Annotated in this window: 30 protein-coding genes and 1 pseudogene; 15 read left to right on the forward strand and 16 right to left on the reverse strand. The window is 41.7% G+C overall.

Annotated elements, in window-relative coordinates; translation table 11 throughout:
• Positions 1 to 93: 93 nt before the first annotated feature.
• The 3 genes from LC586_RS18280 to LC586_RS18290 all read right to left on the reverse strand — a co-directional run bounded on the left by LC586_RS18280 (position 94) and on the right by LC586_RS18290 (position 2396).
• Positions 94 to 861: a DUF1350 family protein gene (locus tag LC586_RS18280; protein WP_229486162.1), complete on the reverse strand. Its 768-nt coding sequence runs from the start codon at positions 859 to 861 to the stop codon at positions 94 to 96.
• Positions 862 to 1188: 327 nt separating this feature from the next.
• Positions 1189 to 1908, reverse strand: a complete 720-nt coding sequence (locus LC586_RS18285) for a hypothetical protein (protein WP_229486163.1) — start codon at positions 1906 to 1908, stop codon at positions 1189 to 1191.
• 170 nt (positions 1909 to 2078) lie between these two features.
• Positions 2079 to 2396 carry a hypothetical protein gene (locus LC586_RS18290; RefSeq protein WP_229486164.1) on the reverse strand — a complete coding sequence of 106 codons (318 nt, stop codon included), beginning with the start codon at positions 2394 to 2396 and terminating at the stop codon, positions 2079 to 2081.
• Between the two features lie 264 nt (positions 2397 to 2660).
• On the opposite strand from LC586_RS18290, the gene LC586_RS18295 reads away from it, so the two are divergent.
• Positions 2661 to 3224 carry a pentapeptide repeat-containing protein gene (locus tag LC586_RS18295; protein ID WP_229486189.1) on the forward strand — a complete coding sequence of 188 codons (564 nt, stop codon included), beginning with the start codon at positions 2661 to 2663 and terminating at the stop codon, positions 3222 to 3224.
• A gap of 174 nt (positions 3225 to 3398) precedes the next feature.
• Entirely contained in the window at positions 3399 to 4583 is a 1185-nt protein-coding gene (locus tag LC586_RS18300; RefSeq protein WP_229486190.1) for a M20 family metallopeptidase, read from the forward strand.
• An 81-nt stretch (positions 4584 to 4664) separates the two neighbouring features.
• On the opposite strand, the gene LC586_RS18305 is transcribed toward LC586_RS18300, so the two are convergent.
• Together LC586_RS18305 and LC586_RS18310 are read right to left on the reverse strand one after the other, a co-directional pair.
• On the reverse strand, positions 4665 to 5717 hold the full coding sequence (locus tag LC586_RS18305) for a hemerythrin domain-containing protein (protein WP_229486165.1): 1053 nt from the start codon (positions 5715 to 5717) through the stop codon (positions 4665 to 4667).
• Positions 5718 to 6048: 331 nt separating this feature from the next.
• Complete coding sequence (locus LC586_RS18310; protein WP_229486166.1) at positions 6049 to 6723, reverse strand: hypothetical protein; 675 nt, start codon at positions 6721 to 6723, stop codon at positions 6049 to 6051.
• 744 nt (positions 6724 to 7467) lie between these two features.
• On the opposite strand from LC586_RS18310, the gene typA reads away from it, so the two are divergent.
• Positions 7468 to 9258, forward strand: coding sequence for a translational GTPase TypA (gene typA / locus LC586_RS18315; protein ID WP_229486167.1), 1791 nt, complete (start codon positions 7468 to 7470; stop codon positions 9256 to 9258).
• A gap of 840 nt (positions 9259 to 10098) precedes the next feature.
• On the opposite strand, the gene LC586_RS18320 is transcribed toward typA, so the two are convergent.
• Together LC586_RS18320 and LC586_RS18325 are read right to left on the reverse strand one after the other, a co-directional pair.
• A complete protein-coding gene (locus tag LC586_RS18320) occupies positions 10099 to 10470 on the reverse strand; it encodes a DUF5615 family PIN-like protein (protein ID WP_229486168.1) in 372 nt (123 codons plus the stop codon).
• A complete protein-coding gene (locus LC586_RS18325; protein ID WP_229486169.1) occupies positions 10467 to 10760 on the reverse strand; it encodes a DUF433 domain-containing protein in 294 nt (97 codons plus the stop codon). Before LC586_RS18325 ends, LC586_RS18320 begins: the two co-directional genes overlap by 4 nt.
• A 237-nt stretch (positions 10761 to 10997) precedes the next feature.
• Between LC586_RS18325 and LC586_RS18330 the strand changes: the two genes are divergently transcribed.
• Positions 10998 to 11321: a DUF2281 domain-containing protein gene (locus LC586_RS18330; protein ID WP_229486170.1), complete on the forward strand. Its 324-nt coding sequence runs from the start codon at positions 10998 to 11000 to the stop codon at positions 11319 to 11321.
• Between the two features lie 158 nt (positions 11322 to 11479).
• Here LC586_RS18330 and LC586_RS18335 read toward each other — a convergent pair whose 3' ends face one another.
• A complete protein-coding gene (locus LC586_RS18335) occupies positions 11480 to 11923 on the reverse strand; it encodes a DUF29 domain-containing protein (RefSeq protein ID WP_229486171.1) in 444 nt (147 codons plus the stop codon).
• A gap of 123 nt (positions 11924 to 12046) precedes the next feature.
• Between LC586_RS18335 and LC586_RS18340 the strand changes: the two genes are divergently transcribed.
• The 4 genes from LC586_RS18340 (at position 12047) to LC586_RS18355 (ending at position 14659) form a co-directional block, all read left to right on the forward strand.
• Positions 12047 to 12634 (forward strand): Uma2 family endonuclease, encoded by a 588-nt coding sequence (locus tag LC586_RS18340; protein WP_229486172.1) that lies wholly within the window; start codon positions 12047 to 12049, stop codon positions 12632 to 12634.
• Positions 12635 to 12868: 234 nt separating this feature from the next.
• Positions 12869 to 13135 (forward strand): ribbon-helix-helix domain-containing protein, encoded by a 267-nt coding sequence (locus tag LC586_RS18345; RefSeq protein ID WP_229486173.1) that lies wholly within the window; start codon positions 12869 to 12871, stop codon positions 13133 to 13135.
• Entirely contained in the window at positions 13132 to 13431 is a 300-nt protein-coding gene (locus LC586_RS18350; RefSeq protein WP_229486174.1) for a type II toxin-antitoxin system RelE/ParE family toxin, read from the forward strand. The genes LC586_RS18345 and LC586_RS18350 overlap by 4 nt, the downstream gene beginning before the upstream one ends.
• A 64-nt stretch (positions 13432 to 13495) precedes the next feature.
• On the forward strand, positions 13496 to 14659 hold the full coding sequence (locus tag LC586_RS18355; protein ID WP_229486175.1) for a DUF58 domain-containing protein: 1164 nt from the start codon (positions 13496 to 13498) through the stop codon (positions 14657 to 14659).
• Between the two features lie 149 nt (positions 14660 to 14808).
• On the opposite strand, the gene LC586_RS18360 is transcribed toward LC586_RS18355, so the two are convergent.
• Entirely contained in the window at positions 14809 to 15450 is a 642-nt protein-coding gene (locus LC586_RS18360; protein ID WP_229486176.1) for a PEP-CTERM sorting domain-containing protein, read from the reverse strand.
• Between the two features lie 468 nt (positions 15451 to 15918).
• Here LC586_RS18360 and LC586_RS18365 point away from each other — a divergent pair, with 468 nt between their 5' ends.
• The 5 genes from LC586_RS18365 to LC586_RS18385 all read left to right on the forward strand — a co-directional run bounded on the left by LC586_RS18365 (position 15919) and on the right by LC586_RS18385 (position 19705).
• Positions 15919 to 16284, forward strand: coding sequence for a ferredoxin thioredoxin reductase catalytic beta subunit (locus tag LC586_RS18365; protein ID WP_100899363.1), 366 nt, complete (start codon positions 15919 to 15921; stop codon positions 16282 to 16284).
• Entirely contained in the window at positions 16281 to 16673 is a 393-nt protein-coding gene (locus tag LC586_RS18370) for a DUF309 domain-containing protein (RefSeq protein WP_229486177.1), read from the forward strand. Before LC586_RS18365 ends, LC586_RS18370 begins: the two co-directional genes overlap by 4 nt.
• A 324-nt stretch (positions 16674 to 16997) precedes the next feature.
• A complete protein-coding gene (locus LC586_RS18375) occupies positions 16998 to 17495 on the forward strand; it encodes an LptA/OstA family protein (RefSeq protein ID WP_229486178.1) in 498 nt (165 codons plus the stop codon).
• Positions 17496 to 17523: 28 nt separating this feature from the next.
• The gene (lptB, locus tag LC586_RS18380) at positions 17524 to 18252 is read left to right on the forward strand and encodes an LPS export ABC transporter ATP-binding protein (RefSeq protein WP_229486179.1); all 729 of its coding nucleotides are present in this window, start codon (positions 17524 to 17526) and stop codon (positions 18250 to 18252) included.
• A 337-nt stretch (positions 18253 to 18589) separates the two neighbouring features.
• Positions 18590 to 19705, forward strand: coding sequence for an LptF/LptG family permease (locus tag LC586_RS18385; RefSeq protein ID WP_229486180.1), 1116 nt, complete (start codon positions 18590 to 18592; stop codon positions 19703 to 19705).
• Positions 19706 to 19763: 58 nt separating this feature from the next.
• Here LC586_RS18385 and LC586_RS18390 read toward each other — a convergent pair whose 3' ends face one another.
• Together LC586_RS18390 and LC586_RS18395 are read right to left on the reverse strand one after the other, a co-directional pair.
• Entirely contained in the window at positions 19764 to 19937 is a 174-nt protein-coding gene (locus LC586_RS18390; RefSeq protein ID WP_229486181.1) for a hypothetical protein, read from the reverse strand.
• A 13-nt stretch (positions 19938 to 19950) separates the two neighbouring features.
• The gene (locus LC586_RS18395; RefSeq protein ID WP_208766739.1) at positions 19951 to 20571 is read right to left on the reverse strand and encodes a CP12 domain-containing protein; all 621 of its coding nucleotides are present in this window, start codon (positions 20569 to 20571) and stop codon (positions 19951 to 19953) included.
• 565 nt (positions 20572 to 21136) lie between these two features.
• On the opposite strand from LC586_RS18395, the gene LC586_RS18400 reads away from it, so the two are divergent.
• Positions 21137 to 22387 carry a hypothetical protein gene (locus LC586_RS18400; protein ID WP_229486182.1) on the forward strand — a complete coding sequence of 417 codons (1251 nt, stop codon included), beginning with the start codon at positions 21137 to 21139 and terminating at the stop codon, positions 22385 to 22387.
• 30 nt (positions 22388 to 22417) lie between these two features.
• Here the strand turns inward: LC586_RS18400 and LC586_RS18405 are convergent, their stop codons facing one another.
• The gene (locus tag LC586_RS18405; protein ID WP_229486183.1) at positions 22418 to 23098 is read right to left on the reverse strand and encodes an S-layer homology domain-containing protein; all 681 of its coding nucleotides are present in this window, start codon (positions 23096 to 23098) and stop codon (positions 22418 to 22420) included.
• A 150-nt stretch (positions 23099 to 23248) separates the two neighbouring features.
• Positions 23249 to 23728, reverse strand: coding sequence for a hypothetical protein (locus LC586_RS18410; RefSeq protein WP_229486184.1), 480 nt, complete (start codon positions 23726 to 23728; stop codon positions 23249 to 23251).
• 192 nt (positions 23729 to 23920) lie between these two features.
• On the opposite strand from LC586_RS18410, the gene rpiA reads away from it, so the two are divergent.
• A complete protein-coding gene (gene rpiA, locus LC586_RS18415) occupies positions 23921 to 24631 on the forward strand; it encodes a ribose-5-phosphate isomerase RpiA (RefSeq protein WP_229486185.1) in 711 nt (236 codons plus the stop codon).
• Positions 24632 to 24704: 73 nt separating this feature from the next.
• Here rpiA and LC586_RS18420 read toward each other — a convergent pair whose 3' ends face one another.
• From LC586_RS18420 to LC586_RS42695, 3 genes and pseudogenes are all read right to left on the reverse strand, one after another.
• Entirely contained in the window at positions 24705 to 24956 is a 252-nt protein-coding gene (locus LC586_RS18420; RefSeq protein WP_309143386.1) for a DUF4347 domain-containing protein, read from the reverse strand.
• A gap of 287 nt (positions 24957 to 25243) precedes the next feature.
• Positions 25244 to 26446 (reverse strand): FtsW/RodA/SpoVE family cell cycle protein, encoded by a 1203-nt coding sequence (locus LC586_RS18425; RefSeq protein WP_229486187.1) that lies wholly within the window; start codon positions 26444 to 26446, stop codon positions 25244 to 25246.
• A gap of 434 nt (positions 26447 to 26880) precedes the next feature.
• Positions 26881 to 26989 (reverse strand): annotated as a pseudogene (locus LC586_RS42695) (IS982 family transposase); the annotation flags it as partial.

The following is a 26989-nucleotide window of genomic DNA, read 5'->3' on the forward strand; positions in this document are numbered from 1 at the left end:
CATCAGGTAAATGTACTAGTTTTATGCGTAACAGCTTACTAACTCATTTCTATTTTGCCGTCGAATTGATGAATTTTTAATAGTCATAAAATATTATGGGGGTGCAAGAGGGTTCACCCACAAGAGGATGGTATTTTTTAGCTGGTTCAAGTCGCGGTATGCTTCTTGTTTGAACCATTGCCCTAAGGCATCAAAGGGAGTGAAAGATGTTCCAGTTTGCCATTTAATGTCTTGCCCTAGAGGTGTTGTATGAGTTCCTGGTAACGTTTGTGTTGTCACCATCTCATCAAAGCGCTCTTGTAAGATTTTGGTTAAAGCTGTGGATTGGTCAATGGTGTCATTGCTAAATTTTATTAATAAATTGCGCCTGATGTTGTAACGCTCTTGGACAAGCTGGTCGGTTTCCAATGGTGAGGGGGTAAACTCGATTTTCAAAGTAGAATTGAATTGTTCTACTAAGGGGATAGCTTCTTTAGCGGCGTAGTTGTTGAAGGATATTAAAATATTGCCTGCGCGTTCTACTTTAAAGAGGCTACCAATCAGCAAGTGAAGTTTACAGCCCATACTGTGCCCAATGCCGTAGATGGGGTAGTAAAGCTTGCGTAATGCCCCAGAATCTTGTAGACGTTCGAGGGTGCGGTCAAAGTTTAGCAGCACAGATTTGGCGATCGCAGTATGATCCAAGGTGTTAACGAAAGGCGTAGCAATTACAACATAACCTTTACTTGCCAATTGTTCGAGTAACCAGCGATAAGTGATGTGCGGTGCAGTGGCGACAAATGCACCTCCTAAAAAATGGATGATACCTATGGGATTTCGGGGAATGATTACCCAGTTGCCTCTGACTTCTTTCCAATCCATGCCGATAAGCGATCGCTTTCTTGTATATTCTTTATGTTAGATCGGCGATCGCAACCGTGGGAAGGATTATGGAAAAAGCCATTGAGGATATCTGGCGAGTAGGTTGGAAGTCAACCCACCCAGCAGCGTCTATGGACTTATAGGCAGCATCTACGCTTTTTCCAACTCTTACTGAGTACTAAGTGAATTCAGGAGTGCTTTCTAAATCTCCATTACAAAACTTAATTACCTGAGCGCAGCGTCTCGTAGAGAGCCTCATTACGAATTACGTTAGCGCAGCGTTAGCGACGCAGGAGCGTCATTACGAATTACGAATTACGAATTATCTTAACGCTGAGTTTGTAATCTTTTCATTTCGTGTTGCACATCTAATGCAATCTGTAATGCTTCATTAAGTAACCTTCCATGCTCAGTAGCCTGTTCATTTACTTGCATGGCTGTTAAAGTTGCTAAATTGTTGACGAATAATTCTGTATTACTAAGGATAAAGCTCTTATTTTCTCTCAAAATTCTTTCTGTCTTCAAAGCGCGAACTAAATCTGATTTGGTCAGTTTTAGAGCTTCGATAACACTTGCTCTTTCCTTTATAAGCACTTCTGGATTACCAGCTTCTTCTATTTGGTCATTGATATCTATTGCTCTAATAACAATATTATATCTTTCAACATCTGTTAACAGGATTTGCAGAGAATTTGTCATGTTAAGTTTGACAATTTTACTTCTACTTCTCCATATTAAATATAAGATAGTTTGTGTAAAACCGACAATCCATAGGACTAATATCATTAATAATAGCCAGGATGGAATTGATATCCATGCTACAAATATTTTTATAAATATATCAAATAAAAGATAGCCAAAAACAAATGTAGCAAACCCAATAAAAATTACAGTTGCTCCTTCCGAGCTTTTAAGTTTTTGAATGTATAAAACTGCTAATTTTTTCAGGGGATTTGTAATGATTAAGAGTTGATCATTGACAGGTAAATTAGTCAGCTTTTGCAGTTCATACTGACTAATTTCCAAGCCCTGTAAATCATCCCGCACAGCTTTTCAATCCTTGCCAGAATAGTGATCTAATCTAATATAGCAATCAAATTTCTTGAATGCTGGCATTTTGTCTAAACTTTTTCAGGCAAGTTAATACTTCTAGGCAATATCAATAATTTTTGTACAATATGATACTCTTTTACCAAGATAACTATTTCTCCAAAAAATCAATTCTCTGTAAATGCAATGAAAATGTAACATTTTATTGTCCTGCTAAACAGCCATTTGCAACTAGAATAAAGAATAATATCAAAGTCCACAAAAACTGATATCTTGCAGCATTCTCGATTAGCATCATCGCCTGCCCATAAATAAACTTCAGAGGCTGAGATAAAGGCTAAAATCTTTGTCAAAGTCAATTTTTTTAACATAGATGCAAAGCGGTGAGCTAGTCCAGTGGATGGATTCCCCGGTATAAAGGAACTGGCGTTAGCGTAGCGATAGCCACAGCGCAGCCTAAAGCCTTCTCTTCTGCCAATATCCAAAAACAAGATCCCCCTAGTCGTGTTTTTCATCGAGCTAGGGGGATCACATATGTGGTAGTCTATAAGAGGTTCGGTATAGTTGCTTACGAATCGATTTTATAGCCTATATTTGAATTTGAGTAGTCTTACCATTAGAATTTATAGTATTTTTACAGCTTCTTAATCAATGCTTCATCCCTGTTGTTCCTTAGAGAGGCGGTATATGTAAGTATGACAGTACGCAGTATGCGTCACTTGTCATTTTTGTGGATATCTGTAAAAAATATGAAACTCAAGATTGTCGCTACCGTTGCCCTGTTAGCTTGTTTTGGGTTTGCAGAGCAAGCCGTGGCATCAAATCAGCTAGATTTGGATCAGTTGAAGGCAACAAGTGCCTGTCCCAGGTGTAATTTGAGTGGTGCTGACCTAACTAAATTTAATCTAACTGGAGCAAATTTGCGAGGGGCTGACTTGAGTGGTGCTACATTATCTCAAGCTAATCTCACGAATGCCGATCTCACTGGTGCAAATTTAGAAGGTGCGATTCTAAATTGGGTCAATCTCAGTGGTGCTTCCTTAACAGGAGCAAATTTGAAATCAGCATCTCTGGAAAATGCCGATCTGTCTAATGCCGGTTTCATCAGCGCCAATTTGGAAGCAGCAAACTTAAAAGACGCCAAATTGCTGTTTACCAATTTTCGGGGGGCTAACTTCCGACTAACAACTCTAGCTAATGGTGTCGTCACCTCCGACAAGCCCTATGGCTGGTCGTTAGAGCGTCAAAATCCTAGAGAATGTAATGAGTTTAAACCCGAAAATACTCCAGGCACAACCTGCTACTCAAAATAAATTGGGGAGTAGGGAATGGGGAGTAGGGAATGGGGCATTGATTATTTCTCCCTCATCTCCCTCATCCTCCCCTGCCCCTTTGCTTCTTGCTTGACTTATCCTTGTATAGCAAAAGCATTTTGTTTGTTAACAGTTCTTTATCATGGGAAAAAAGCCTATAGATTAATTGAATCCATGCTTACCCATATTAAAGACTTAGCAGCAAAACTAGCGCCCCGCTTAATTGAAATTCGCCGCCACATTCACTCTCACCCAGAACTGAGCGGTCAGGAGTACCAAACAGCAGCATTTGTCGCTGGTGTTTTGTCTTCCAGTGGTCTGCATGTACAAGAAGGAGTTGGCAAAACGGGCGTAATTGGAGAACTCCAAGGCACTAGTCAAAATGGCCGTTTATTGGCAATTCGCACCGATATGGATGCCTTGCCAATTCAGGAGAACACTAATTTAGAATATGCCTCTCGCGCAGAGGGTGTTATGCACGCTTGTGGTCACGATGTCCATACCACAGTGGGCTTAGGAACGGCAATGGTGCTGTCCCAATTGGCACAGGAGTTGGGTGGAAAAGTGCGGTTTTTATTTCAGCCAGCCGAGGAAATTGCCCAAGGGGCAAGCTGGATGGTGAAAGATGGGGCGCTGGAAAATGTCTCAGCTGTATTAGGGATTCATGTTTTCCCTTCTATACCCGCAGGATCTATTGGTGTGCGTTACGGGGCATTGACAGCCGCAGCTGATGATTTAGAAATTCTGATTATGGGAGAATCTGGGCACGGGGCGCGTCCCCATGAGGCGATTGATGCAATTTGGATTGCTTGCCAAGTCATTACTGCACTGCAACAAGCCATCAGCCGGACACAAAATCCCTTGCGTCCTGTAGTATTGAGCATAGGGAAGATTAATGGTGGTAGAGCGCCGAATATAATTGCTGATAAAGTGCAGTTATTGGGAACCGTGCGATCGCTCCATCCCGAAACCCGTGCCCATCTCCCAAACTGGATTGAAAATATTGTAGCTAATGTTTGCCATACCTACGGGGCAAAATATCAAGTCAATTATCGCCAGGGTGTACCCAGTGTCCAAAATGATTATACCCTAACGCAATTGTTACAAGCAGCCGCAGAAGAAGCTTGGAGTAGCGATCGCGTTCAAGTCTTACCCGAACCCTCTCTTGGTGCTGAAGATTTTTCTATGTATTTGGAACACGTCCCTGGTTCTATGTTTCGCTTGGGTGTCGGCTATAAAGAAAGAATCATTAACCACCCATTACACCATCCCCAATTTGAAGTCGATGAATCTGCGATTATCACCGGGGTTGTAACTATGGCATACACCGCTTATAAATACTGTCAGCAAAATTTTTAAACAAAAACTCCCAGTACATCAGCGCTGGGAGTTTTTGTTTAACTAACTTTTTTTAGCGGATATAGAAAGCTCAAAAGCATCCTACACATTCGATTCGCTAACAACGCCCAATTTCTCTTGAATTCGGGTCTTAGCAGCTTTGAATTCAGTAGCCAGTTGCTCGGTTTGTTCAGTGCTCAAGTTGTTACGAATAGCAGCAAACATTGTGCTTTCTTCTTGACGAATATGGTCGCCAACAGCATCCATCAGCTGTTTGACTTTATCTTTGAATTCAGATGAAGAAGGGCTGATAGCCTTAATTTGTTCTAACACCCGCTTCATTTCAGCTTGCTCGTCAAACAGTTCTTGGGTGTCATCTTGACCGTAGAAAGGACGTACTCTTGGATAGACTACTTCTTCTTCAGCTTCAGCGTGAGCAGTTAGATCCTTGTAGATTTGACCGAAGTACTCTTGAATCTTCTGTGGATTGTCGCTTTGCAGAAGTTCGGTAAATAGGGTATTTACCTTATTGTGATCGAGGCGAATAACATCCTGGATATTCAGATCGCTTTTGTCACTGGTTTGGGTAACAGCACTACCTACTACACCACTTACCGCAGCCATAGCGTCTTGAACACGCGCCCAAATTCCTTGATCTGCATCTTGTCCAGTCAATTCACGAACACCCAGAATTTCTAGGATACCTTTGAGTTGTTCTTGGTGAGCGCGGTTCTCAAAATTAATGGTATTCAAGGGCCCGATCGCTAGCAAAACGTCAGCACCAACTTTTTGAGCAGCCTTGTGAACTATCAAGCCACTCATTACTACTTGATGTTTCAGCAATTCATGCTGAGATACTTTTTCATACAGGCTTAACTCAGAACCTTTGAACAATTCACGAGCTTTCTCAATGAATTGTGTAACATTTTTTTTGGGTTCAGCCTGAATGCCATACTGACCAATTACAGTTTCCAGAATGCCAAGATTTTTTTCGTCATCCTTGATGAAATTCCGAATGCGATCGCCAATCTCGGCATCAAGTCCTTGCGTCAAAAGTGATTGCTCATTTTCGATAACCAACTGTTGGAGGGCTTTGATACTTGCCAATTTTACAGCAATAGCATTGCGTTTCGTATCATCTAAAGTAGCTACCATCCGTGTTCTCCTCGGCAAAGTGTTCGTAATTATTACTTAATATCACTTTGACACACAGGTTAGGGAGATTCCATCTTTCTTTTGAGCGATCGCTCTCACAACTCAGGGTAGATAAACAAAACTTTTCGTCACAAATTCTCTTCTTATACTTTTAGATAGATAATATTTCAATCTGTATTCCATCCCCGGATAGATAAACTTTAAATGCTAGTTTTATATATTTTTCCGTCTGATTCCTTTTTCAAGGCTTAAAACGATAAAGTATTTGTTGAATTAAAATTTTGATTGATGCCAAAATCTTAATTCAACATATAATTGGTAAAGTTACGCCTTAGTTAGGAATAACGTAACCGACAATCCCTTCAAACACATAGCCATTTCTACCACCACCCAACTCACCAAAATTAGTAGTATAGAAGTGGTCTGTACCTCCGGAACTATAATATCTATATAGAGGAGTAGTACCTGTGAACGGCATAGAATAGATATAACCTGCAACACCTTCATAGACATAGCCTGAGCTACCACCAGCAGCAACCAATTCACTAAGATTAGTAGTGTAAAAATGATCGGTGGCTGATCCACTATAAGCTCGATATAGAGGAATAGTTCCAGGGTCTTGTTGTGTAGATATATAGGCGGCAATTCCTTCGGAGATATATCCACCATTACCATTTCCTAGTTCAGCAAAATTAACTGTATAGAAATGGTCACCAATTGATGGATTATAGTAACGGTAAAACGCATATGCCGTAACTTCTGCACCATTAATTGTTCGAGTAATAGGACTTGAGAGAACTGGATTTTGAGCAACTAGTATATTTTCTGGGCTACTTTTGCCTTTGCTAATACTTAACTGATTGCTGTTCTGGAGTTGAGAAGAATTTGATGTCGCTAAAGCTAGATGGTTGGTGGTTAAGTAGTTAACTGTACTAATACTTGCAATCCCAACAGCCAAGCCACCAAAAGTTTTTAAGACTCTACGCCAAGACCAATTACCAAACATATAAGCATCCTCTTAGCTTGATATTAGACGTAAGTATCTTATCATACTAGCCCTATAAAACAAAGAGGAAAGAGCAAAAGGCTGTAATGCTTAGAAAATCAAGGTTTTTTGGGGAATACCGAAATCCACTGCCACACAAATAAATAAATATTTATGTCATTTTTTATCCGGTTAAGGAATAAATCAAGCTTAAAATATAGTTAAAAATCGGGATGGAAAATGCAATTTTTAAGACCTGTATTTACCACTTTGAAATTGCTGTCCTAATGCTTAAACGATTATTCAAAATTCCAAAGTACTGGTGTAAATTATCGGTTTAATTAGAGCAATTTACGCAAAAAAACATATTTTAGTAAACAGTTTCGTAAATTCGTGACCAATTGAGGGTTTAAGTTTAAATGCTCCAGGGGCGCAGAGGAGTGCAAAGTTTGTTTGAGTCTATTCGCTACGAACTTAGGCAAAGCTGTACTTAGAATTTTTAACCATACATTTACCTACTCTTCAACTACCTGAGTTAACTTTTCTAAGTAGCTCGGGTAAATAATTCAACATTAAGCACATGATTCAGCCTGCCCAACTTTCTGTCTTATGCCGCGTTTACAAACCTCACCGCAATTGTGACGATTACGCTAGAATTGTTAAAGGTTCTTTACAGAATTTGCCGATCATCCCCAATTCTGTTAAAACAGCCTAGCATTCAAATGTAAATCTTAAAACCCCCTCTAGAGTTCACCAAAAGCTTCTATGACGCTCCCAATTCGCAACGTCGCCATTATCGCCCACGTTGACCACGGCAAAACCACCCTGGTTGACGCACTCCTCAAACAATCCGGCATTTTCCGCGAAGGCGAAGACGTTCCGGATTGCGTTATGGACTCCAACGCCCTAGAACGGGAACGGGGTATTACTATCCTGTCGAAAAATACAGCAGTTCGCTACAAAGAAACACTAATCAATATTGTTGATACTCCTGGACACGCTGACTTTGGTGGCGAAGTTGAACGTGTACTCGGCATGGTTGACGGATGTCTTCTGATTGTCGATGCCAATGAAGGCCCCATGCCCCAAACACGCTTTGTACTCAAAAAAGCTTTAGAAAAAGGGCTGCGCCCCATTGTTATCATCAACAAAATCGACCGTGGACAAACTGACCCCCACGTTGCTGTCGATAAAGTTTTGGATCTGTTCTTGGAATTAGGAGCAGATGAAGACCAGTGTGATTTTACCTATCTGTTTGCCTCCGGTATGGCAGGTTTTGCTAAGGAAAGCTTGGAAGCAGAATCGGTAGATATGCAACCCCTGTTTAACGCGATTCTGCAACACGTTCCACCACCAGTAGGCGACAGCAATAAGCCTCTGCAATTGCAAGTTACAACCCTAGATTATTCTGAATATCTGGGACGGATTGTGATTGGCAGAATTCACAACGGTACTATCCGTTCAGGACAGCAAGCAGCTTTAGTAACAGAAAATGGTACTATTGTCAAGGGCAAAATTACCAAGTTGATGGGCTTTGATGGACTGAAGCGCGTAGAGATGGAAGAAGCAACCGCAGGTTATATTGTCGCGGTGGCTGGTTTTGCTGATGCTTATATTGGGGAAACGATTACTGACCCCAATGAACCGCAAGCTTTACCACTAATTAAAGTGGATGAACCAACCTTGCAAATGGCCTTCTGGGTGAATGATTCGCCCTTTGCTGGTCAAGAAGGCAAGTTGGTGACATCAAGACAAATACGCGATCGCCTATTCCGCGAACTTGAAACCAACGTTGCTTTGCGTGTCGAAGAAACCGATTCTCCTGATAAATTCCTCGTTTCCGGTCGTGGAGAACTCCACCTGGGTATCTTAATTGAAACCATGCGTCGGGAAGGCTTCGAGTTTCAGGTATCTCAGCCACAGGTAATTTACCGCGAAATCAACGGTCAACCTTGCGAACCTTACGAACTCTTGGTGTTAGACATTCCTGCTGATGGTGTGGGTAGCTGTATTGAACGCCTGGGACAACGCAAAGGCGAAATGCAAGATATGCAACCAGGTAGTGGCGATCGCACCCAGTTAGAGTTTGTGATTCCCGCCCGTGGTTTGATTGGTTTCCGGGGTGAATTCATGCGGATGACTCGTGGCGAAGGCATCATGAACCACAGTTTCTTGGACTACCGTCAAATCAGTGGCGACATTGAAGCCCGTAACAAAGGCGTTTTAATCTCCTTTGAAGAAGGCGTTTCTACCTTCTACGCTATGAGAAATGCCGAAGATAGAGGAGCATTCTTTATTACTCCTGGCACAAAGGTTTACAGAGGTATGATCGTGGGAGAACACAATCGTTCCCAAGATTTGGAACTAAATATCTGTAAGACCAAGCAGTTAACTAACCACCGCGCGGCTGGTGGCGATGAATTGGTGCAACTGCAAGCACCGATAGACATGAGTCTAGAACGTGCTTTGGAATACATTGGCCCCGATGAATTGGTGGAAGTTACACCTCAATCGATTCGTCTGCGGAAGATGTCGAAGAAGTTAGCAAAACGGTAAGTCAATTTAGTTTATTGATTTAAAAAGCCCGCATCTGCGGGCTTTCTATTTAGTTATTTACAGCTTTTTTAAATCAACTAGTCCGGCTTAATTGCTAGCATCCAAAGGATCGAGGCCATCAGAAACCAATCTTTTTTGGTTGGACTGAAATTCAGTAGCTTTTACCTAATCAGGTTCGTCAAGTTACCCAAACACTATCTGAAACTTCAACTAGCACCAATCTTAATCTAACTCCTTTACTGGCATAGCACATAACTTTAAAATGCCTTCACTTTAGATATGTTTGAATATTTTCAATTCTATGGTTTTTATCTTTTTGACATTTATATAATTCTTGATAGAATTCGATATCTACTTCTCGCCAACTTATCCAACCAGTAAGTGCAATTCCTAAACAGCTTATTCTTTTAAGCAACTCTTACTTGCTTGTTAACCTTTCTTAACGGTCACAATGGCAGCAATCATGTTTGCTTACTCGATAATAAAAATAATGTATAGTATAAAATACTAATATTTTGTAAATTTTGTGTGTTGATTAAGTTAGTAAAACATAAAGAAGACGAATATATACTTAGATAAGTTGGTTAAAAAGCGATTACCACAGCATGAACAAACACTGTAAAAATTTTTAGTGATTAATGGAACTGAAGAGTCTAAGCTTGTCTTTAGCAAAACCGAGAATACTGTGAATTTAGGCTGGTGTTTGGTTAAAATCGCCCTTAAGGTGCATTTAGTCAAATCCTTGGGTAAAAATAAAGAAGACTGAAAAAGGCAATTATCATGACTATTCGTGAAACTGCGATCGCTCCTTTGCGTATTTTCACACAAAGCGATCGCAGGTTAAAAATTTTCAATATATTTTCTCAGAAACACTAATTGATTTGCCATATCCTCGGCTTCTACACTTTCTACTAACTTCAATAATCCTCGCAACTGTTCTCCAATTGCATAGCTCTGTTTCGCAGCAAGTACAATACCTGAATGCTTTTGTTGCTGTTCGATATAAGCTTTGTGCAATCGACAAAAATCACCAACATTGAAACTATAAATAACTCGTCTCTGTTCCGTTGCCCAGATTAATTGGCTATCATCAGATGATCCTAATCTATCTGCTTCAGCCGTTGTCATTACATCAATCCCTGCATTGCGTAAGCCATTAGCTAAAGATTTCTTGCCAGCATCTTCATCTAAATAGAAGCAAATTTGACTCATGCAAAATTACCTGACACCCACTGCGTTTCTAAAGCATTACATTCTGCTTGATATAGAGCAATTTCTCTATCCATTGCCTCCTGATTAGCATAGTAATAGGCAAGCGCCGCATAAACTTGCGCTAGAGATAAGTGTGGATATTCTGTGACAATATCTTGAGGAGATAAGCCTGCTTGAGAATCCATCACAATGTTTTGAACCGTCATGCGCGTACCAGCAATGCAAGGGCGACCTCCAGCAACTTGAGGTGTTCTCACAATTAGGGTTCCAATATCAACTATTGCTACCATGTTTTTTCCACTCTAACTGAATCAATGAATCTTCCACGTCTATTCTATAGTTTAATAATACATAGCAGTTCTGGCTCTTACAAAATTACAGATACAACTAGACCAATCCTGCTTAAGCGATCTGTCTGATACCTTATAGCAGAGATTCTTACAAAAAGCGATGTCTACGACGGGCTATTCGGCGATCGCCATTGCCGTACATTTAGTCAAATTTTTGAGTGAAAAAGGATTATTATCATGACTATTCGTGAAACTGCGATGTCTTCTCTACGAGACGCTACGCGAACGGCGAGCTTCTCTACGAGACGCTCCGCGAACGCTAACGCAAAATTGCAGCAACTTTCCGAACCACTCTTGCAAGAAGTGACCGATTTCATTGATTTTGTTATCCACAAACATCAAGTTAAAATTGCTGACAGTCAGCCTGATGAAACGCTTGTGGAAAAATGGTCACAATGGTTTGAGGCTGTGGATTGCCTAGACGTATCTCCACCTGAACCAGTCAGCAACTATGAGCAACTCCTACTCAACAAGTATCGACAACAAGGGCTAGAGCTATGATCCTGTGTGATGCAGGAGTTCTGCTTTGTCTGGTAGATCGCACTCAGCCTCAGCACAATGTTTATAAAATCGCAGTGATGCGTTTGGCATCGCCTCTCGGTATTGCTTTCATTTCCCAAAAAGTCAGATAAGACTGATATAAGATAAGACTGATATATTTAAGGTAAATAATTTTCATCTAATAATTGAACAAGAGTATAAGGACACTTTTCTAGAAAAATAGTGAAATCGGTTTTAATTTTCACAAAATCAACCGCACTTTGATAAATATTCTCTAAATCATCCTGTAACTTGTTTATTAAATTCGTCGTTAAATGATTATTTAAGTCATATCTAAAGGTTTTAATTTCTCCAATCCAATGACGATAGTTTATTTCATATTCAACCTGCCAATATTGAAGTAATAATATATGAATAATGATTTGCCTTAAAAGACTTTTGGCTTTAGCTAAATCTCTTCTAGCCAAACTGATTAATTCCTCAATTAAGTTTTCTAAATCAAGTTGGTAAAACTGTTTTTGTTTTAATAATTCAATAGTTTCTTCTAACCATAAATTCTCATCGGTTTCATAGAGTTGCTTTAATTTGGTAGTAATTGTCATATTTTTACCTTCTACCTAGATTACATAATCTAATCATATACAATTATAAATTTATAGATGCAAACCATCAAAATACAGAGAAAATGTTAAGTTGTGTATACAATTCCTAAGTGACTCCAGATTATGAAAAATATTGAGTTGACGCAAGGAAAAATTACAGATCCAGAAAGCACGACTCTAGAAGAGTTCTTAAAACTTCCGTGCGTTGAAGAGTCACCAGCTTGGGAATATATTAACGGAGAGGCAATTCAGAAACCTATGGGAGGAGGTAAACACAGCTTATTGCAAAAACGTTTAGTTGCAGTGATTGATACGTTGGGAAGTAACTACGAAGCCTTTCCTGAATTACGCTGTACCTGCGGTAATCGTTCAGTAGTTCCTGATGTGGTTGTTATCTCTACCAATCAAATACCACTGGATGAGAGCGGTGAAATTATTAGCAACGGGATTGATTTTGCACCCACTTGGGTCATCGAAATTCTTTCCCCTGCTCAAAGTCAAACTAAAGTAACTGGCAATATTTTGCACTGTTTGAGAAATGGCAGTCAGCTAGGATGGTTGATTGATCCAAGTGAACGCTGTATTTTAGTTTATCAGCCTAATTCTTTACCAGATTTGTTAGCAGGACAAGATATATTACCAGTGTTAGAAGATTTGAATTTGACGCTCTCTGTTAATGAAGTCTTTGCTTGGTTACAGCGTAAAATTTGACCAATTATTCCTTGATGGTACAAGCCCCTAAATTCATTTATGGATAGATAAATTTTAAACAATGCAGGGTTCAAGCCCCCGGATAAATCCTGGGGCATTAATTGCGAATGGGCAAAAAAGCGAATTGCGAATTGTGCTGACTTACCGTGTTTCTTGAATAAACTCTAACTGAACGAAAAAGCAGGGTGAGTTTTTTAACTTAAAATGGTGAATAATTCTGAATAGAGGTTTTCTATGAGCATCAGTCTCACACCCGATCAAGAACGCTTTATTCAAACCAAGCTCCAAGCTGGGAAATATCGCTCCGCAGAGGAAGCCCTTGAAATTGCCTTACGGTTGCTTGATGAATACGATCGCGCTGATGCTGAATGGATCGAAGATGTGCGAGAAAAAATTGATGCGGCGATTGTAGCTTCAAACCAAACGCCTCCTATTGATGGGGAGACATTCGTAAACCAAATTATAGAGCGGTTTCGACAAGGGCATCAGGCACAAGCATGAGTCGCTATGTCATCAACATTCTTGCCAGCCGAGATATCAATGAAATTGCCGACTATTTTGCCGAAACTAGTGTTGAAGCAGGAGAGCGATTTTTCAGTGAATTCAACCGTAAGTGCCAACAACTTGTTGCCTTTCCAAACAGTGGTAAAAGTTACGCAAAAATTCGTCCAGACCTCCGAGGTATATCCTTGCAAGGCTATATCGTTTTCTACAGAGTATTAGATGATGGTATCGAAATTCTACGGGTTGTAAGTGGTCGTCGTAACTTTCCATCTCTTTTTGAGGAATCCAACTAAAAGCTTTTTTGCCGAACCCCTGAGACACTGTGAATTTAGGGTGGTGTTGGGTTAAAAAAGAAACATGAAAATCATCAAACCCATCACCAATTGGTTAGAAACCCGCGCCAGTGCCCCTGCTTATGGCGGTTGGGTACTAGCAGCAACGGCTATTTGTTTTTTTGGCGCAGGTATCAATACGATGGCTGGTTGGCTGTACGCCATTAGCGGCATTAGTTTTGCCCTTTTGGGTGTAGCAGCTATCTTACCGCCGCGATCGCTCACAAATCTATCCATCACCCGCCGTCCCATTAAACCTGTGTCAGCAGGCGACGATCTGACTGTGGAATTAGAAATCCGCAATCAGACACAGCAGCCTGTAAGCTTATTGCAAGTTGAGGATATATTACCCTTCGTCTTAGGGAAACCAGTACAAAAGGCCATCGAAACAATTCCTCGCCAAGGTAGTTACCGTTGGGTATATTACCACCCTACCCAGCGTCGGGGCGTTTATCGCTGGCACACAGTCGAACTGGCTTCTGGTGCGCCTTTGGGGTTGTTCTGGTGTCGCCGTCAGCGTGATTGTGCTGCCACAGCGATCGTCTATCCCACAGTGTTACCCTTGGCTACCTGCCCCCTAGTAGATGAAATGGGGCAAGAAGAGAGCAAAAGGGGCGATCCTCGTGGTAAGCCCTTGCAGACAGCGACAACGGGGCTGGTGCGATCGCTACGCCCTTATCGTCTAGGAGATCCCACCCGTCTGATTCACTGGCGAACTAGCGCCCGCTATGGAGAATTAAGGGTGCGGGAGTTAGAAATGGTCACAGGTGGACAAGAAATAGTTATTGCCCTTGACAGTGCTAGCAATTGGGAAGAAGAAAACTTTGAACAAGCAGTAATTGCCGCAGCATCACTATATTTTTATGCACAGCAACAACAATTACAGGTGCAACTTTGGACAGCATTGACAGATATAATTAAAGGCGATGCCTATGTTTTAGAAACCTTAGCAGCAACCACAGCATTAGAAGATTCCAGTTCAGGAGTTCCTAAAAGCTATCCCTTGATTTGGCTGACTCAAAACCCCCTGAGTCTTGCTACTCTTCCTCAAGGCAGTCGCTGGGTTTTGTGGTCAAATATTTCTTCACCAGCAGAACAAGAGGTAATCAATTGGGAACATCCTGGTATAGTTTTGCAAAGCGATCGCTCACTGCAACCCCAGCTACAAAAAACATTACATTCATATTAATCAATACCTTCGCCAAAAAACTACACCCTAGAAGGGCTATACGAACAAAGCCTGCCTCTACAGATTGTAAAACTTTTAGCTCACGGAGGTGTAGCTCTCGTTCGTATAGCCACGACTTCTAGGCATTCGGGCAAGGTGCAAGATTTGAGTTAACTTTGCTTTAGCTTTGTATTCTGTTGCTGTTTACGTCTTAGTACTGAACCAGCACTTAAAGTAGCTATTGACAGTAGCGCTGGTAGCAATGTAGGTTCGGGAACAGATGTAGCTTTTTCATTAAAGGTAAAGTTATCTAACGCAAAGTGTGTTAGGTCACCACCAAATGAGGTAAACCTTAATTCATCAACACCAAAATAATCAAAATTAACTAAAGTTGGCTGTGTCGTATCTACAACGACAGTTTTTGAATACAGGGTTGCACCATTGTTTAAACCTTCTACAGTAACCGAAAGACCATTATTCCAAGCAGCTGTGAGGTAAGCACTGTTGAAGTCAAAAATACTATTACTGACTAGAGAAGGTTCTCCAAACCCATTAAAGCTTACGTAATCTCCTGACACTCTACCATTGTCATAGCCTGTAAGTGAGATACCAGTATCTGAGCCATTTCGGTAGTAAAAATTGTCCCAATCAAATCCACCGTAGCCGTTAGGAATTGGAGCCAAATCTGAAACAGGCGCTATATCATCAAATGTTAAAACAGTTGCTTGTGCTACTGCTCCTATTCCCAAAACAATGACTGTTGCTCCGATCGCAGCAGTCGATAAATTTTTTGCAACAGTTGAAATGCTCATGTGGTTGTAGTTGTAACTCTTGATAAGTTGGTGCTTTTTTTATTACACATTCCAGAATTTACACTAAGCCACTCAAGATAGTAAGTACTATTACTTATGAATCTTATGAAGTCTGATAAAGTTATGATGAAGAAAATTCAGGACAATATAAACAAAGCCTTGACATAAGTCTGATCAAAGGATTGCCCTTACCGTCTGTCCTTAGACAGGTCACAGCCTCGTTTTTTGATGAGAATAAATCAATCTTTTGGCTTTTAAATTCTGCCTCAAGATGCAACGCCAAATTTTGATTAGCTGACAAGTTAAGCTTCTGTGATTTCTGAGATTTTCTCTGATCCCAGCACACCGGACATATCAGCCTTCGAGCAAAGGTAAAACAACTTGAACGGGTAAGGTTGGGGAAATACACCCGTAATCCCCTAGTGAGGCTGAGGTACAATGCAAAGAAATATTTAAATTATGAGCGACATGATCACATCAGAACATAACACAAAATCCAGCGATAAAAGCCTAGAGGCAATGCGGCATTTTTCCGAACAATACGCCAAGCGTACTGGAACATACTTCTGTTCTGAGCCTTCTGTTACCGCAGTTGTGATTGAAGGACTAGCGAAACATAAAGATGATCTAGGTGCGCCTTTATGTCCCTGTCGCCATTACGAAGATAAAGAGGCTGAAGTTCACGCCACATATTGGAACTGTCCCTGTGTGCCAATGAGAGAACGTAAAGAGTGCCATTGCATGTTGTTCCTCACTCCTGACAACGAGTTTGCTGGAGAAAAACAAGACATCTCTCTCGAAACAATTAAAGAAGTACGAGACAGCATGGGATGAGCGAAACCATCCCCCAAGAGTTTTGGCAAGGCGTAGAACAGTTCAATTCTGGACAGTTTTACGCCTGTCATGACACTTTAGAAGCTTTGTGGATTGAAGCTGGCGAACCGGAAAAAACCTTTTATCAAGGCATTCTCCAAATTTCTGTGGCCCTGTATCATTTAGAGAATCGTAACTGGCGAGGTGCAGTAATTTTACTGGGGGAAGGCAGCAATCGCCTACGCCGTTACCCATCTAGCTACGGCGGCGTTGACGTAGATGAGCTATTGAATCAGAGCGCAGTGTTGTTGACGACATTACAACAAATAGGGCCAGATAAGATTACATCTGGTGATTTGGCTGAAAATCAAGTCTTATCTTTACCTAAAATTGTGCTGTCTACTGATTAGACATCTGGTGTAATTAATTATGCGTTGCCCAAAATCCTCGGTAGGCACAATTCATGTAGACGTATACTCCTAGGTCGAAGCAAGCTACGCAAAGCGTCTGTCTGCGACACGCTGTTCGCGTTCCAAGAGTTGCGCCTTAAGGCAGGATATTGTGCCTACGTCATTTTCACTCAGATGCCAATTACTTGAAACCTTCAGGTTGGGGGTAGCGTCACTATTTCAGCCAGTAGTTATCGGAAATCACTCCAGATTGTATATTTCATATCTGGATAAAGTACTTGAGATAATTAGAATGCAAGCTGAAATCCTGAATCCCTAATTGCTATGATGCCCTGCTATCAATTGCCCATATCCCAGATGCGTCGCTTTGGATTAGCTTTAATGCTCCCAGCTGCGCTCCTGGGCGCTTTTGCCTTCCCTACCCAAGTGCAAACCGCCACCGCACAAACATCTGGAGGAAATCGCCCCCTGACTATCCGCGCTGATGTGCAAGAATATGACGCGAAAAACCAAGTAATCACTGCTCGCGGTAACGTGCAAATGTTGTATCCTTCTCGCCAGATTCAGGCAACATCTGCCCAAGCACAGTACTTTAGTAAGGAACGCCGAATTGATTTCAGTGGGAACGTCTATATTTTGCAACAGGGCGGTAACAGTATCCGGGCGGAGAAGGTAACCTATTTAATTGACGAAGGGCGATTTGTTGCCTTACCCCAATCCAACCGTCAGGTAGAGTCCATCTACATGATTGAGGAATCAGATAATGCTGGGCAAACTGCAACACCTGCTCCACAGACACCAGCATTCAAACGTTCTAATTAGCATCTTCCATCAAGAAAAGGCACGAACAATGAAAATTGTTTTAGAGAATATTCACAAATCTTACGGCAAGCGAGTAATTGTCAATCGTGTCAATCTTTCTGTTGCTCAGGGCGAAATCGTTGGTTTACTAGGCCCCAATGGGGCTGGTAAAACGACGACATTTTACATTGCCACAGGTTTAGAAAAACCCAATCAAGGAAAAGTCTGGCTGGGTAATCTAGACGTTACAGAAATGCCAATGCACAAAAGGGCGCGACTGGGTATTGGCTATTTAGCACAAGAACCAAGTGTTTTTCGCCAACTCTCGGTAGAGGATAATATTCTGTTGGTGCTGGAGCAAACGAATGTGCCACGATGGGAGTGGGCAAGACGACTCACAACTTTACTGCGGGAGTTTCGGTTGGAAAAATTAGCCAAGAGCAAAGGAATTCAACTTTCTGGTGGTGAGCGACGGCGGACGGAATTAGCAAGGTCTTTAGCTGCTGGACAAGAAGGGCCAAAATTTTTACTTTTGGATGAACCATTTGCGGGAGTTGATCCTATAGCAGTCTCAGAGATTCAGCAAATTGTCGCACAATTGCGCGATCGCGGCATGGGAATCTTAATTACAGATCATAATGTCCGCGAAACCCTGGCTATCACCGATCGTGCCTATATAATGCGCGAGGGACAAATTCTCGCTTTTGGTGCTGCTGACGAACTCTATGGCAACCCCCTAGTGCGGCAATATTATTTAGGTAATAATTTTCAAGTCTAAATTAACAGTTATTTAGTTAATAATTTTAAAGGTTATTTTGAATTTTTAAACATGAACTTATTAGTTATAGGGCTTACGCACGAGTTACGGAATAACGTAGACGCTGCATCGGCTTGCCGCAGGCTACCGCAGAGGACACGGAGAAATCAGAGTTTGAGAGATATTTTGCGTAAGTCCTAAGTTAATTTCCAGGTATTTAAAATTTAATTTTAATACTAAATACAGGAGATATCTTTTGTTTGCCAGGGTTGCCAATATTTAACTTTTCAAGTTAGTCATGATATCAAAGAAGTTTACGTCTTTCTATAAACTCTATTCGCTGCTGCCTTTTACGATCATGGATCGTTACCTTGCTAGCGAATTGTTAGCGCCGTTTTTCTTTGGTGTCGGAGCTTTTTCATCAATTGGCGTTACCATCGATGCTGTATTTGATTTAGTCAGAAAAATTGTAGAATCTGGGCTACCCATAGACATTGCTATTCAGGTTTTTTTGTTAAAGTTTCCCAACTTTATCGTTTTAGCTTTCCCCATGTCTACGCTGCTGGCTACTTTGATGACTTATAGTCGTCTTTCTAGCGAGAGCGAACTAATTGCCTTGCGTGGTTGTGGGGTGAGTGTCTATCGCATAGTGCTAACTGCTGTGATGTTGAGTTTTGTGGTTACAGGAATGACATTTGTGTTTAACGAACAAATTGCACCAGCAGCAAATTACCAAGCGGCGATGACTCTGGATAAAGCCCTGAAATCAGATAAGCCAACTTTAAAACAGCAAAATATTTTCTATCCTGAATACCAGGATGTTACACAGCCGGATGGCTCTAAGAATAGGATTTTGATCCGCTTGTTTTACGCCGACCAATTTGATGGTAAGCGGATGTCAGGTTTGACGATTATAGACCGTTCAACAAAAAATCTGAATCAAATTGTGGTATCAGAATCTGCCCAGTGGAATCCTTCTCAAAATGTCTGGGATTTTTACAACGGTACTATCTATTTTGTCGCTGCCGATCGCTCTTATCGCAACATCGTTAGATTTGAACACCAACAACTGCAACTACCGCGCACGCCATTAAGTCTGGCAGAAAAAAGCCGAGACTACGGTGAGATGAATATTTCCGAAGCACTAGATCAACTACAAGTAGAACTTCTCGGTGGCGATCGCCAAAAAATTCGTAAACTTGAAGTGCGAATTCAACAAAAAATCTCCTTACCTTTTGTATGTGTAGTTTTTGGCTTGGTAGGTGCAGCGATGGGAAGCATACCCCAGCGAACTGGCAGAGGTACCAGCTTTGGGATTAGTGTCGTAGTTATTTTTTCATACTACTTAATTTTCTTTATTAGTGGTGCGATCGCGCAAGCAGGTGTCCTCTCTCCCTTAATAGGTGCTTGGTTGCCCAACTTTATTTTTTTGGGAATAGGTCTATTCTTATTGATGCGAGTTGCCAATCGATGAGGGGGATGAGGGGGATGAGGAAGATGAGGGGGATGAGGAAGATGAGGAAGAATAATAATTATTCGCTTACTCCCCCATCTCCCCCTGCTCCCCCTGCTCCCTCATCTCCCCCTGCTCCCTCATCTCCCCCTGCTCCCTCATCTCCCCCTGCTCCCTCATCTCCCCCTGCTCCCTCATCTCCCCCTGCTCCCTCATCTCCCCCTGCTCCCTCATCTCCCCCATCCCTCTTCATCCCCACACTTCAATTACGGATGATAATTTCGACATTCCGGTGCATTTGGGTTTTCCTTACAATATTCTTCAAAAGAGACTTTGGCTGATACCATACCCTCAGCTTTCTGATGAGCAGCTTCTGCTTGAAGTTCTTCTACCTCATCCCAGGCGGCTGCACAGGCTTTAGAATAAGCACCTTGTTCGGTGCAAATAGCCCGAGACTGCTCAATAGCTTTTTGAATTCTTTCCTCCAGTAATAGGGCTTTTGGGGCTTCCACAAAGTCGCTTTTGGTCAAAATGTCGGTAATCGAGATGATGCCCAACAGCTTGCCTTGAATCACAGGCGCTCGATGAATACCAGTGTTAGCAAATAACCGCGCTACATATTCCACACCCAAATCAGGATTGACCACAATGCAGGGCTTGCTCATAATTTCGTAAACCCGTACTTGCTTTGGGTCTTTACCGTAGGCTGTTACCTTATAAACAATATCCGTTTCTGTGACAATGCCATAAGCATCATTTTCATGGCGATGATCCACAACCAGCGCCCGCAATTTTTTTTCCTTCATCAGCCCCACTGCTTCAGCAACAGTCGCCGAACCGCGAATGGTAACTACATCTTTGGTCATGATATCTTCAGCTTTCATCATTGTTGTAGTCTCCTGGTTAATAGTACGGTGCAGCACAGTGCCCTCAGAGGCGTATTGAAGCATTGCAGCACACAGTTTAGTTTGCTAACTAGAAAATAAAAAAGTTGAGCTTTTGTCCAGCTACAACAATAAATTAGACCAGTTGTCAACTCCTGATGTTATCCAATGTGACCGATACCCAAAAAATAAGCATAAATTGCCATAACTTTCTAGAAAATTTCGTCATATCGTTATGATTCCCAGAGCCATTGCACCCCACCCCTTAATCCCCTCCCCGCCAGCGGGGAGGGGAGACGAAGCGTAGCTTTGGCGGGGTGGGGTTCTTCGGGTTTTATAAGTAATTAAGCGGACATGATATCAAAGGACTCCAGCCGCTAAAAAGTAAATTTTTGACTATTACACGTCTATTGGTAATGACTAATAATTGATGGAGAAGTTAGGATGAAATTACTATCCAACTTCAGTTGAGATATTTCCTGTTGAGGAAAGCAAAAGAATTAAACAGCACCGCCTTCAGTTTCGGTCAAGTTTTACCGATTTCGAGTAAATTTCAATTATCAATCCCATGCCAAATCGTCATTATCCTCCCGCCTACTTACGCTATCTCAAAGCCAGGTTATGGAATCTAGGGCGACCTGGTTTTTGGGGCACTGCAATTTTTTTATCTGTAGTCGGGCTAGTAACTTGGGAATACTGGTCAAACCCAGATATTTTCGTTTATAAGCAAAAAAGCCAAGTCGCTTCACAAGAGCCTGCTGATTCCTCGCTGTCAGAAGAAAACAGAGCCATTGCAGCAGATATTGATAACCTGCCAGTTTTATTTAATGACTTTGACCAAGCAACTCTTTCAGTAACGCCAGATAATCCTAAGGACAATACTGAGGCAAAAAATAGCAAAAACTTCTTAGATGATGTAATTAACAAGCAAAAGTCTGCTACTGATACCAAATTAAATCCTGGTTTAGGCGTTAATGGCGACACCTCCCCAGGCGTGAAAAATCCCTTTGTTGTACAAACAGAAAATTTATTGCGGACTGGGACGATTGATAATAATAACCAGTTTTTAGGTCTTAAGACCTTAACTACGGCGTCTGAACCAACAGAGGGGGAAACATCTTCTAGCCGGGGAATTGGATTCACGAATCAAACCAAGAAGAATCAAAATTCTGTCTCCATCAGTCCTCTGCAAGCAGCACTCAACCAATCGACAAACCAGAAATTTTCTAGCTTCAATGGGGCTGCAACTCAGACAAATGCCTTAGACCGAGCCTCTGAGCCAGGAACAACGTTAATGCCACCCATTAACAGCTTACCCAGTCAGAATTCTCTACCAAGTACTGGGTTAACTACTGGGACAGGCTACACGTCAACGGGTACGAACTTGCAGCAAAATCCCTACAGTAATTTAAATAACGGTCAGGTAGTGCCTAGTAATGGGTTAAATACTGGGACAGGCTACACATCAACGGGTACGAACTTGCAGCAAAGTCCCTACAGTAATTTAAATAGTGGTCAGGTAGTGCCTAATTTAGCACCAGTGACACCCCCAGCCACCTCTGCTGCACCATATAATATTGCACCTTACTCTAGCCAGATTCCAAGTCAAGGCGTTGTCTCCCCCACAAACCCTGCGGGATATGGGAATTATGGGTTGCAACAACCGACGCAACCATCACAATCTAATTATGGGAATTATGGGTTGCAGCAACCGACGCAACCACCACAATCTAATTATGTGTTGCAGCAACCAACACAGTCTAATTCCTTATATCTTCGCCAGATTCGAGACAGGTATAGAGGTTCAAACCAAAGGTGATTTTAAGCACCTTGGCTGGATAAAGTCTAGCTAAGGTGTTTGTGGGCTATTTGGAATAATCGGAACTTCTGGTGTTTCGGGTTGTTGCTGTTGTCGTTGTAAATATTTACTCAAGACATAAGCCATATCTCCACGGGTAACGGGTTTTAATGGAGAAATATTGCCTTGAGCATCTGTATTGAGAAATCCTTCAGTAGCTACTGTAGCGATCGCTTTTCTAGCCCAAGTTGGGATAGACTTTTCATCTGGATATGAAGCCAGAATATCATTCACAGCCTCATCGGGAAACTGAAATACACCATAAGCCTGGGCGAAAATAGCAAGAGCTTCAGCCCTTGTCACCTTTTGGTTAGGGAAGAATTCATTGCCCCGATAGCCTTTCATGATGTCAGTTTTTAAGACTGTCTGTATATCATTAAATGCCCAATGAGAACGAGGAACATCTGGAATAGCTAAATTTTCTTTGCTAACAGCTTGTCTTTTATTTAGCCCAAATGCTTTTACCATAATTGACGCTAATTCAGCCCTACTGAGTAACTTTTCTGGATAAAACTTGCCATCAGAAAAGTTTGTCATCCATTTGACAGCAGTTACCTGTTGAATGGAATCAGATGGGACTCCAGAAGTATTTTCTGGCACTGGAACCTGAGCAATTGCTGGTAAGTTTTGTAGTAGTGCCACTAAAGATAGAGTAATTGAAAGTTGACGCATCACCATAATCACTTTTAGCTGCTAACGTGAATTTCAAAAACTACGTTACTGAGGTTAACGCAAAATTTGGTGTTTTTAATAACCTGTAACTCAGCTAGTGACGAATTTAGGCTGGGCAATGTTGCTCTAGCTACGGTGTGGCTATAAATTTTAAAAATTAGGACTGTGTTCACCATCCCAGCACTTCCCATCATTCCAGATTCTACCAGTGTGTTCACATTCTGATTTATCGTAAATCCAAGGAATTGAAGTAGGGTAATAGGAGCTAGATGTGGGAGTAACTGAAGACAATGCAAAAGAAAATATAGTGTAGCTACAAGTCGATAGAATGATTAGAAATCCTATAAGGAACAAGATATTGGCAGGAGTCCAAAAAGGATATAAACCTTTTTCAGAGCGTAAACGCACTTTAGAGCGACGTTCTAAACCTCCTAGCAACACCAGATAAAACCTTAATCCGGGAATTGGTACTGAAACTCTTATGTCTAAAGAATGACGTGTCCTAGCACGAGAGGCCAAACCCCTCTTTATCGCTTCTAATTGCTCCACCGTGAAGGTATTTGCTACTTTCGGGTCAATCTCAGCGAAAAGTTGCTCAAAAGTAGGCTCAGTGTAGTGGGGCTTTTTCATTAATATAGTATAGTAATATACCTTAATTTTACATTATTCATCTGCTTTGTTCCGGACACTATGATGTTTTATTTTTTGTCAGTCCCTAATCAAGGAAGTAGAAATTAGCAAAAACTTGTTTTTTACCTTTCATCTTTTGACGTTATCTGCCCACTACTATGGACTATAGTCAGTTTTTCAGGAGTTTTGGCAATGACCGCAGCAGCAGATCCCGTAAAGTTGATGAAGCAAGAAGTTGGCAAAGCCGCCGCCGCCTTAGTAAAGTCGGGTTCTATTGTGGGGTTGGGTACGGGGTCAACAACAGCATATACGATTCAGTTTTTGGGCGATCGCCTCAAGTCTGGTGAACTTCAAGATATCATTGGTATACCTACCTCATTTCAGTCAGAAGTACTGGCGAAGCAATACGGTGTACCTCTGGCCACGTTGGATGCTATTGACCACATCGATATTGCCATTGATGGCGCAGATGAAGTCGATCCGCAGAAGAATTTGATTAAAGGCGGTGGTGCAGCACATACCCGCGAAAAAGTCGTTGACTACCTGGCAGAACAGTTCATCGTCGTGGTAGATAGTGGTAAGTTAGTAGACCGCTTGGGTTCTACTTTCGCTGTGCCCGTGGAAGTGATTCCAATGGCAATTACTCCTGTGACTAATGCCATCAAAAAACTCGGTGGCAAACCAGAACTCCGCATGGGTGTAAAAAAAGCTGGGCCAGTAATCACCGATCAAGGTAACTTTGTTTTAGATGTCAGATTTGACTCTATTGAAGATCCAGCCGGTCTAGAAAAGACATTGAATAACATTCCCGGCGTTCTGGAAAATGGTATTTTCGTTAACTGTGTCGATTTAGTTTTGATTGGTGAAGTCAAAGATGGTCAGCCATTAGTGCGGCAACTGTAAGAGTTCTAGATTTTGGATTTTAGATGCCTCTGAAATCTAAAATCCAAAATTAAGCAATAGACATCTGGTGAAATTAATTATTAAATTCTGTCCCCGCATCACCAAAAGCCACATTGCAACCATAGATAAGTAAGTTCCAAAGATTATCGCTTTTGGCAGAGGCTGAAAATATCTTTTGCCATAGTTGCAGTTGCTGGCTGTATTCGTCGAGGGTATCAAGTTCTAAATGGGTGTTGCCCAATTGCAAGTAACCTGGGGCACCGTGGCACACAATATGAATATTAGTCAAATTTGTGCGATGTCTAGCGACAAGCCGCTGCGCGATTCTATGTACTTACTAAGTAAGCTGATATGCGTCTAAATTATATAAATATATAAACATTCTTTATAATCGTTGAGGGTTGACGGTTGACAGTTGACGGTTATCGGTCATCAGTCAACGGTCAACAGTCATCAGGTAAATGTACAAGTTAAATGCATAACAGCTTATTTTCCCTTAAGTTGCTATCATACAGCAATTTGACGCTTTTTTGACATCTACCCGTTAGGGTCGAGGTGTGCATTACTACATCACCCCTCCCATCCGAAACCGTGCGTGCCCTTGCCTCTTTTTCAATTCCTATTTTTTTGAAAACCCCGGCGTCTGCGGCCATTTTCCAACAAGGGTTTTCGCAACGGTACTACCTCAGCTTCGCTACTCTCGCGTGCGACCCGAATCAGCAACCCAGCAGCTATTAAGCTAGCAATCATGGAATTACCACCATAACTAAACATGGGCAAAGGTAAGCCAGTAGTCGGTAGAGAACCTGTAGCAACACCAATATGAAGCAATGATTGTCCTACCATCAAAATCGTCACGCCGATCGCCACCAATCGATGTACTGTATTTTTAGCCTTCAGCGCCACGATTAATCCAAGAGTGGCAAATGTAGCTAAAAGTGCCAACAATACCATACTGCCAACAAAGCCAAACTCTTCAGCGAACACCGCAAAAATAAAATCAGTATCCTGAATGGGTAAATAAAACAGCTTTTGTTGAGAAAGCCCAAATCCAGCTCCCCAAGTTTTACCAGAACCCACAGCTAGTAGACTTTGCACCAACTGGTAGCCATCTCCTGTCGCATCTGCCCACGGATCGAGGAATGACATCACCCGCTTACGCTGATACTCTTTGATGCTAATACTGAGTAGTGCCAACATCACTCCGCCAATTGCTGTTCCTCCCAGGTACTTGTAAGGTAAACCAGCTGCTAAAGCAATTAGCCAAATAGTCATACCGCAAAGTGCTGTTGTACTCAAGTTAGGTTGAGCAAGAATTCCTAAAAGTACCAGACCGAAAATACCCAACCAAGCCAAGCGAACCCGCCAACTGATTCGTTCCCACTGACCAAAAAGCCGCGCACTTTGCAGCACCAAAAAAGGTTTAATTAATTCTGAGGGTTGAATCGGAATAGGCCCGATCGCAATCCAACGCGCTGCGTCAAAAGCCTTTTTTCCCAATCCTGGGATCAGTGTAATGAAAATTAACGTCAAAAACAGTAATAAAAACCAATGGGATACTCCCAAAATTTTCTGCAATGACGAATTAACAATAATATTGAATCCGATTAAGGAAACTAAGACCCAAAGCAGTTGACGCTTAAAGTAGTACAACCCATCATGATGATTGCCATCAGCGACAGGATAGGATGCTGAAAATAGCATGATCAAGCCGACGAACAGCCAAATCAACGTTAACCAGCGCAATAGCCGCGCTTCTAATGCCCAGTTGGAGACTGAACTATCAAAAATTGGAATCAGGCGGCGTAGATTCACGATCAGTACAGGTAAAAAGTTAGAAATTAGGAGTTAGAAATAAAACTCATAAATCATAACTTATAACTCATAAGTAGACTTTACAACCATAAATCTTACACTTGTTAACTTCAATACACCGCTCGCTCAATATTTTTGACAAAGCTCGCTATGCCAACCGTACCTCTACGAGGAAGCAAACTACGAGTAGCGTCTTGTAGAGCAGGCATTACTACTCCACAAACAAAAAGTAGTATTTTATACTTAGTAAATTATTGTAAATGACTTAATTCAGGATTGCTATAGTTAAGAGCGATCACATTTGCTTGTTGAGCGACAGCATTTGCTTGTTGAGCGACAGCATTTGCTTGTTGAGCGACAGCATTTGCTTGTTGAGCGATCGCATTTGCTTGTTGAGCGACAGCATTTGCTTGTTGAACGTGAGTTCGACGGAACTAAAAAATAGCAGGAGGCAGTGCAGGTAAGTCTTTTGGGTAAATATCGATCGATGGTTTTTTGGGCAAATAGGTATAGGCAACCAAACCAGCTATCAAGTTAACCAAA

The sequence above is a fragment of the Nostoc favosum CHAB5714 genome (genome assembly GCF_020829495.1).
Taxonomy (GTDB): Bacteria; Cyanobacteriota; Cyanobacteriia; order Cyanobacteriales; family Nostocaceae; genus Nostoc; species Nostoc favosum.

What these genes read in the sequence shown, in the direction of transcription:
- LC586_RS18280 (WP_229486162.1), bottom strand. Translation starts at nt 861, where the DNA reads ATGGATTGGAAAGAAGTCAGAGGCAACTGGGTAATCATTCCCCGAAAT.
- LC586_RS18295 (WP_229486189.1), top strand. Translation starts at nt 2,661, where the DNA reads ATGAAACTCAAGATTGTCGCTACCGTTGCCCTGTTAGCTTGTTTTGGG.
- LC586_RS18300 (WP_229486190.1), top strand. Translation starts at nt 3,399, where the DNA reads ATGCTTACCCATATTAAAGACTTAGCAGCAAAACTAGCGCCCCGCTTA.
- LC586_RS18305 (WP_229486165.1), bottom strand. Translation starts at nt 5,717, where the DNA reads ATGGTAGCTACTTTAGATGATACGAAACGCAATGCTATTGCTGTAAAA.
- LC586_RS18310 (WP_229486166.1), bottom strand. Translation starts at nt 6,723, where the DNA reads ATGTTTGGTAATTGGTCTTGGCGTAGAGTCTTAAAAACTTTTGGTGGC.
- typA (WP_229486167.1), top strand. Translation starts at nt 7,468, where the DNA reads ATGACGCTCCCAATTCGCAACGTCGCCATTATCGCCCACGTTGACCAC.
- LC586_RS18320 (WP_229486168.1), bottom strand. Translation starts at nt 10,470, where the DNA reads ATGAGTCAAATTTGCTTCTATTTAGATGAAGATGCTGGCAAGAAATCT.
- LC586_RS18325 (WP_229486169.1), bottom strand. Translation starts at nt 10,760, where the DNA reads ATGGTAGCAATAGTTGATATTGGAACCCTAATTGTGAGAACACCTCAA.
- LC586_RS18330 (WP_229486170.1), top strand. Translation starts at nt 10,998, where the DNA reads ATGACTATTCGTGAAACTGCGATGTCTTCTCTACGAGACGCTACGCGA.
- LC586_RS18335 (WP_229486171.1), bottom strand. Translation starts at nt 11,923, where the DNA reads ATGACAATTACTACCAAATTAAAGCAACTCTATGAAACCGATGAGAAT.
- LC586_RS18340 (WP_229486172.1), top strand. Translation starts at nt 12,047, where the DNA reads ATGAAAAATATTGAGTTGACGCAAGGAAAAATTACAGATCCAGAAAGC.
- LC586_RS18345 (WP_229486173.1), top strand. Translation starts at nt 12,869, where the DNA reads ATGAGCATCAGTCTCACACCCGATCAAGAACGCTTTATTCAAACCAAG.
- LC586_RS18350 (WP_229486174.1), top strand. Translation starts at nt 13,132, where the DNA reads ATGAGTCGCTATGTCATCAACATTCTTGCCAGCCGAGATATCAATGAA.
- LC586_RS18355 (WP_229486175.1), top strand. Translation starts at nt 13,496, where the DNA reads ATGAAAATCATCAAACCCATCACCAATTGGTTAGAAACCCGCGCCAGT.
- LC586_RS18360 (WP_229486176.1), bottom strand. Translation starts at nt 15,450, where the DNA reads ATGAGCATTTCAACTGTTGCAAAAAATTTATCGACTGCTGCGATCGGA.
- LC586_RS18365 (WP_100899363.1), top strand. Translation starts at nt 15,919, where the DNA reads ATGATCACATCAGAACATAACACAAAATCCAGCGATAAAAGCCTAGAG.
- LC586_RS18370 (WP_229486177.1), top strand. Translation starts at nt 16,281, where the DNA reads ATGAGCGAAACCATCCCCCAAGAGTTTTGGCAAGGCGTAGAACAGTTC.
- LC586_RS18375 (WP_229486178.1), top strand. Translation starts at nt 16,998, where the DNA reads ATGATGCCCTGCTATCAATTGCCCATATCCCAGATGCGTCGCTTTGGA.
- lptB (WP_229486179.1), top strand. Translation starts at nt 17,524, where the DNA reads ATGAAAATTGTTTTAGAGAATATTCACAAATCTTACGGCAAGCGAGTA.
- LC586_RS18385 (WP_229486180.1), top strand. Translation starts at nt 18,590, where the DNA reads ATGGATCGTTACCTTGCTAGCGAATTGTTAGCGCCGTTTTTCTTTGGT.
- LC586_RS18390 (WP_229486181.1), bottom strand. Translation starts at nt 19,937, where the DNA reads ATGAAGAGGGATGGGGGAGATGAGGGAGCAGGGGGAGATGAGGGAGCA.
- LC586_RS18395 (WP_208766739.1), bottom strand. Translation starts at nt 20,571, where the DNA reads ATGATGAAAGCTGAAGATATCATGACCAAAGATGTAGTTACCATTCGC.
- LC586_RS18400 (WP_229486182.1), top strand. Translation starts at nt 21,137, where the DNA reads ATGCCAAATCGTCATTATCCTCCCGCCTACTTACGCTATCTCAAAGCC.
- LC586_RS18405 (WP_229486183.1), bottom strand. Translation starts at nt 23,098, where the DNA reads ATGCGTCAACTTTCAATTACTCTATCTTTAGTGGCACTACTACAAAAC.
- LC586_RS18410 (WP_229486184.1), bottom strand. Translation starts at nt 23,728, where the DNA reads ATGAAAAAGCCCCACTACACTGAGCCTACTTTTGAGCAACTTTTCGCT.
- rpiA (WP_229486185.1), top strand. Translation starts at nt 23,921, where the DNA reads ATGACCGCAGCAGCAGATCCCGTAAAGTTGATGAAGCAAGAAGTTGGC.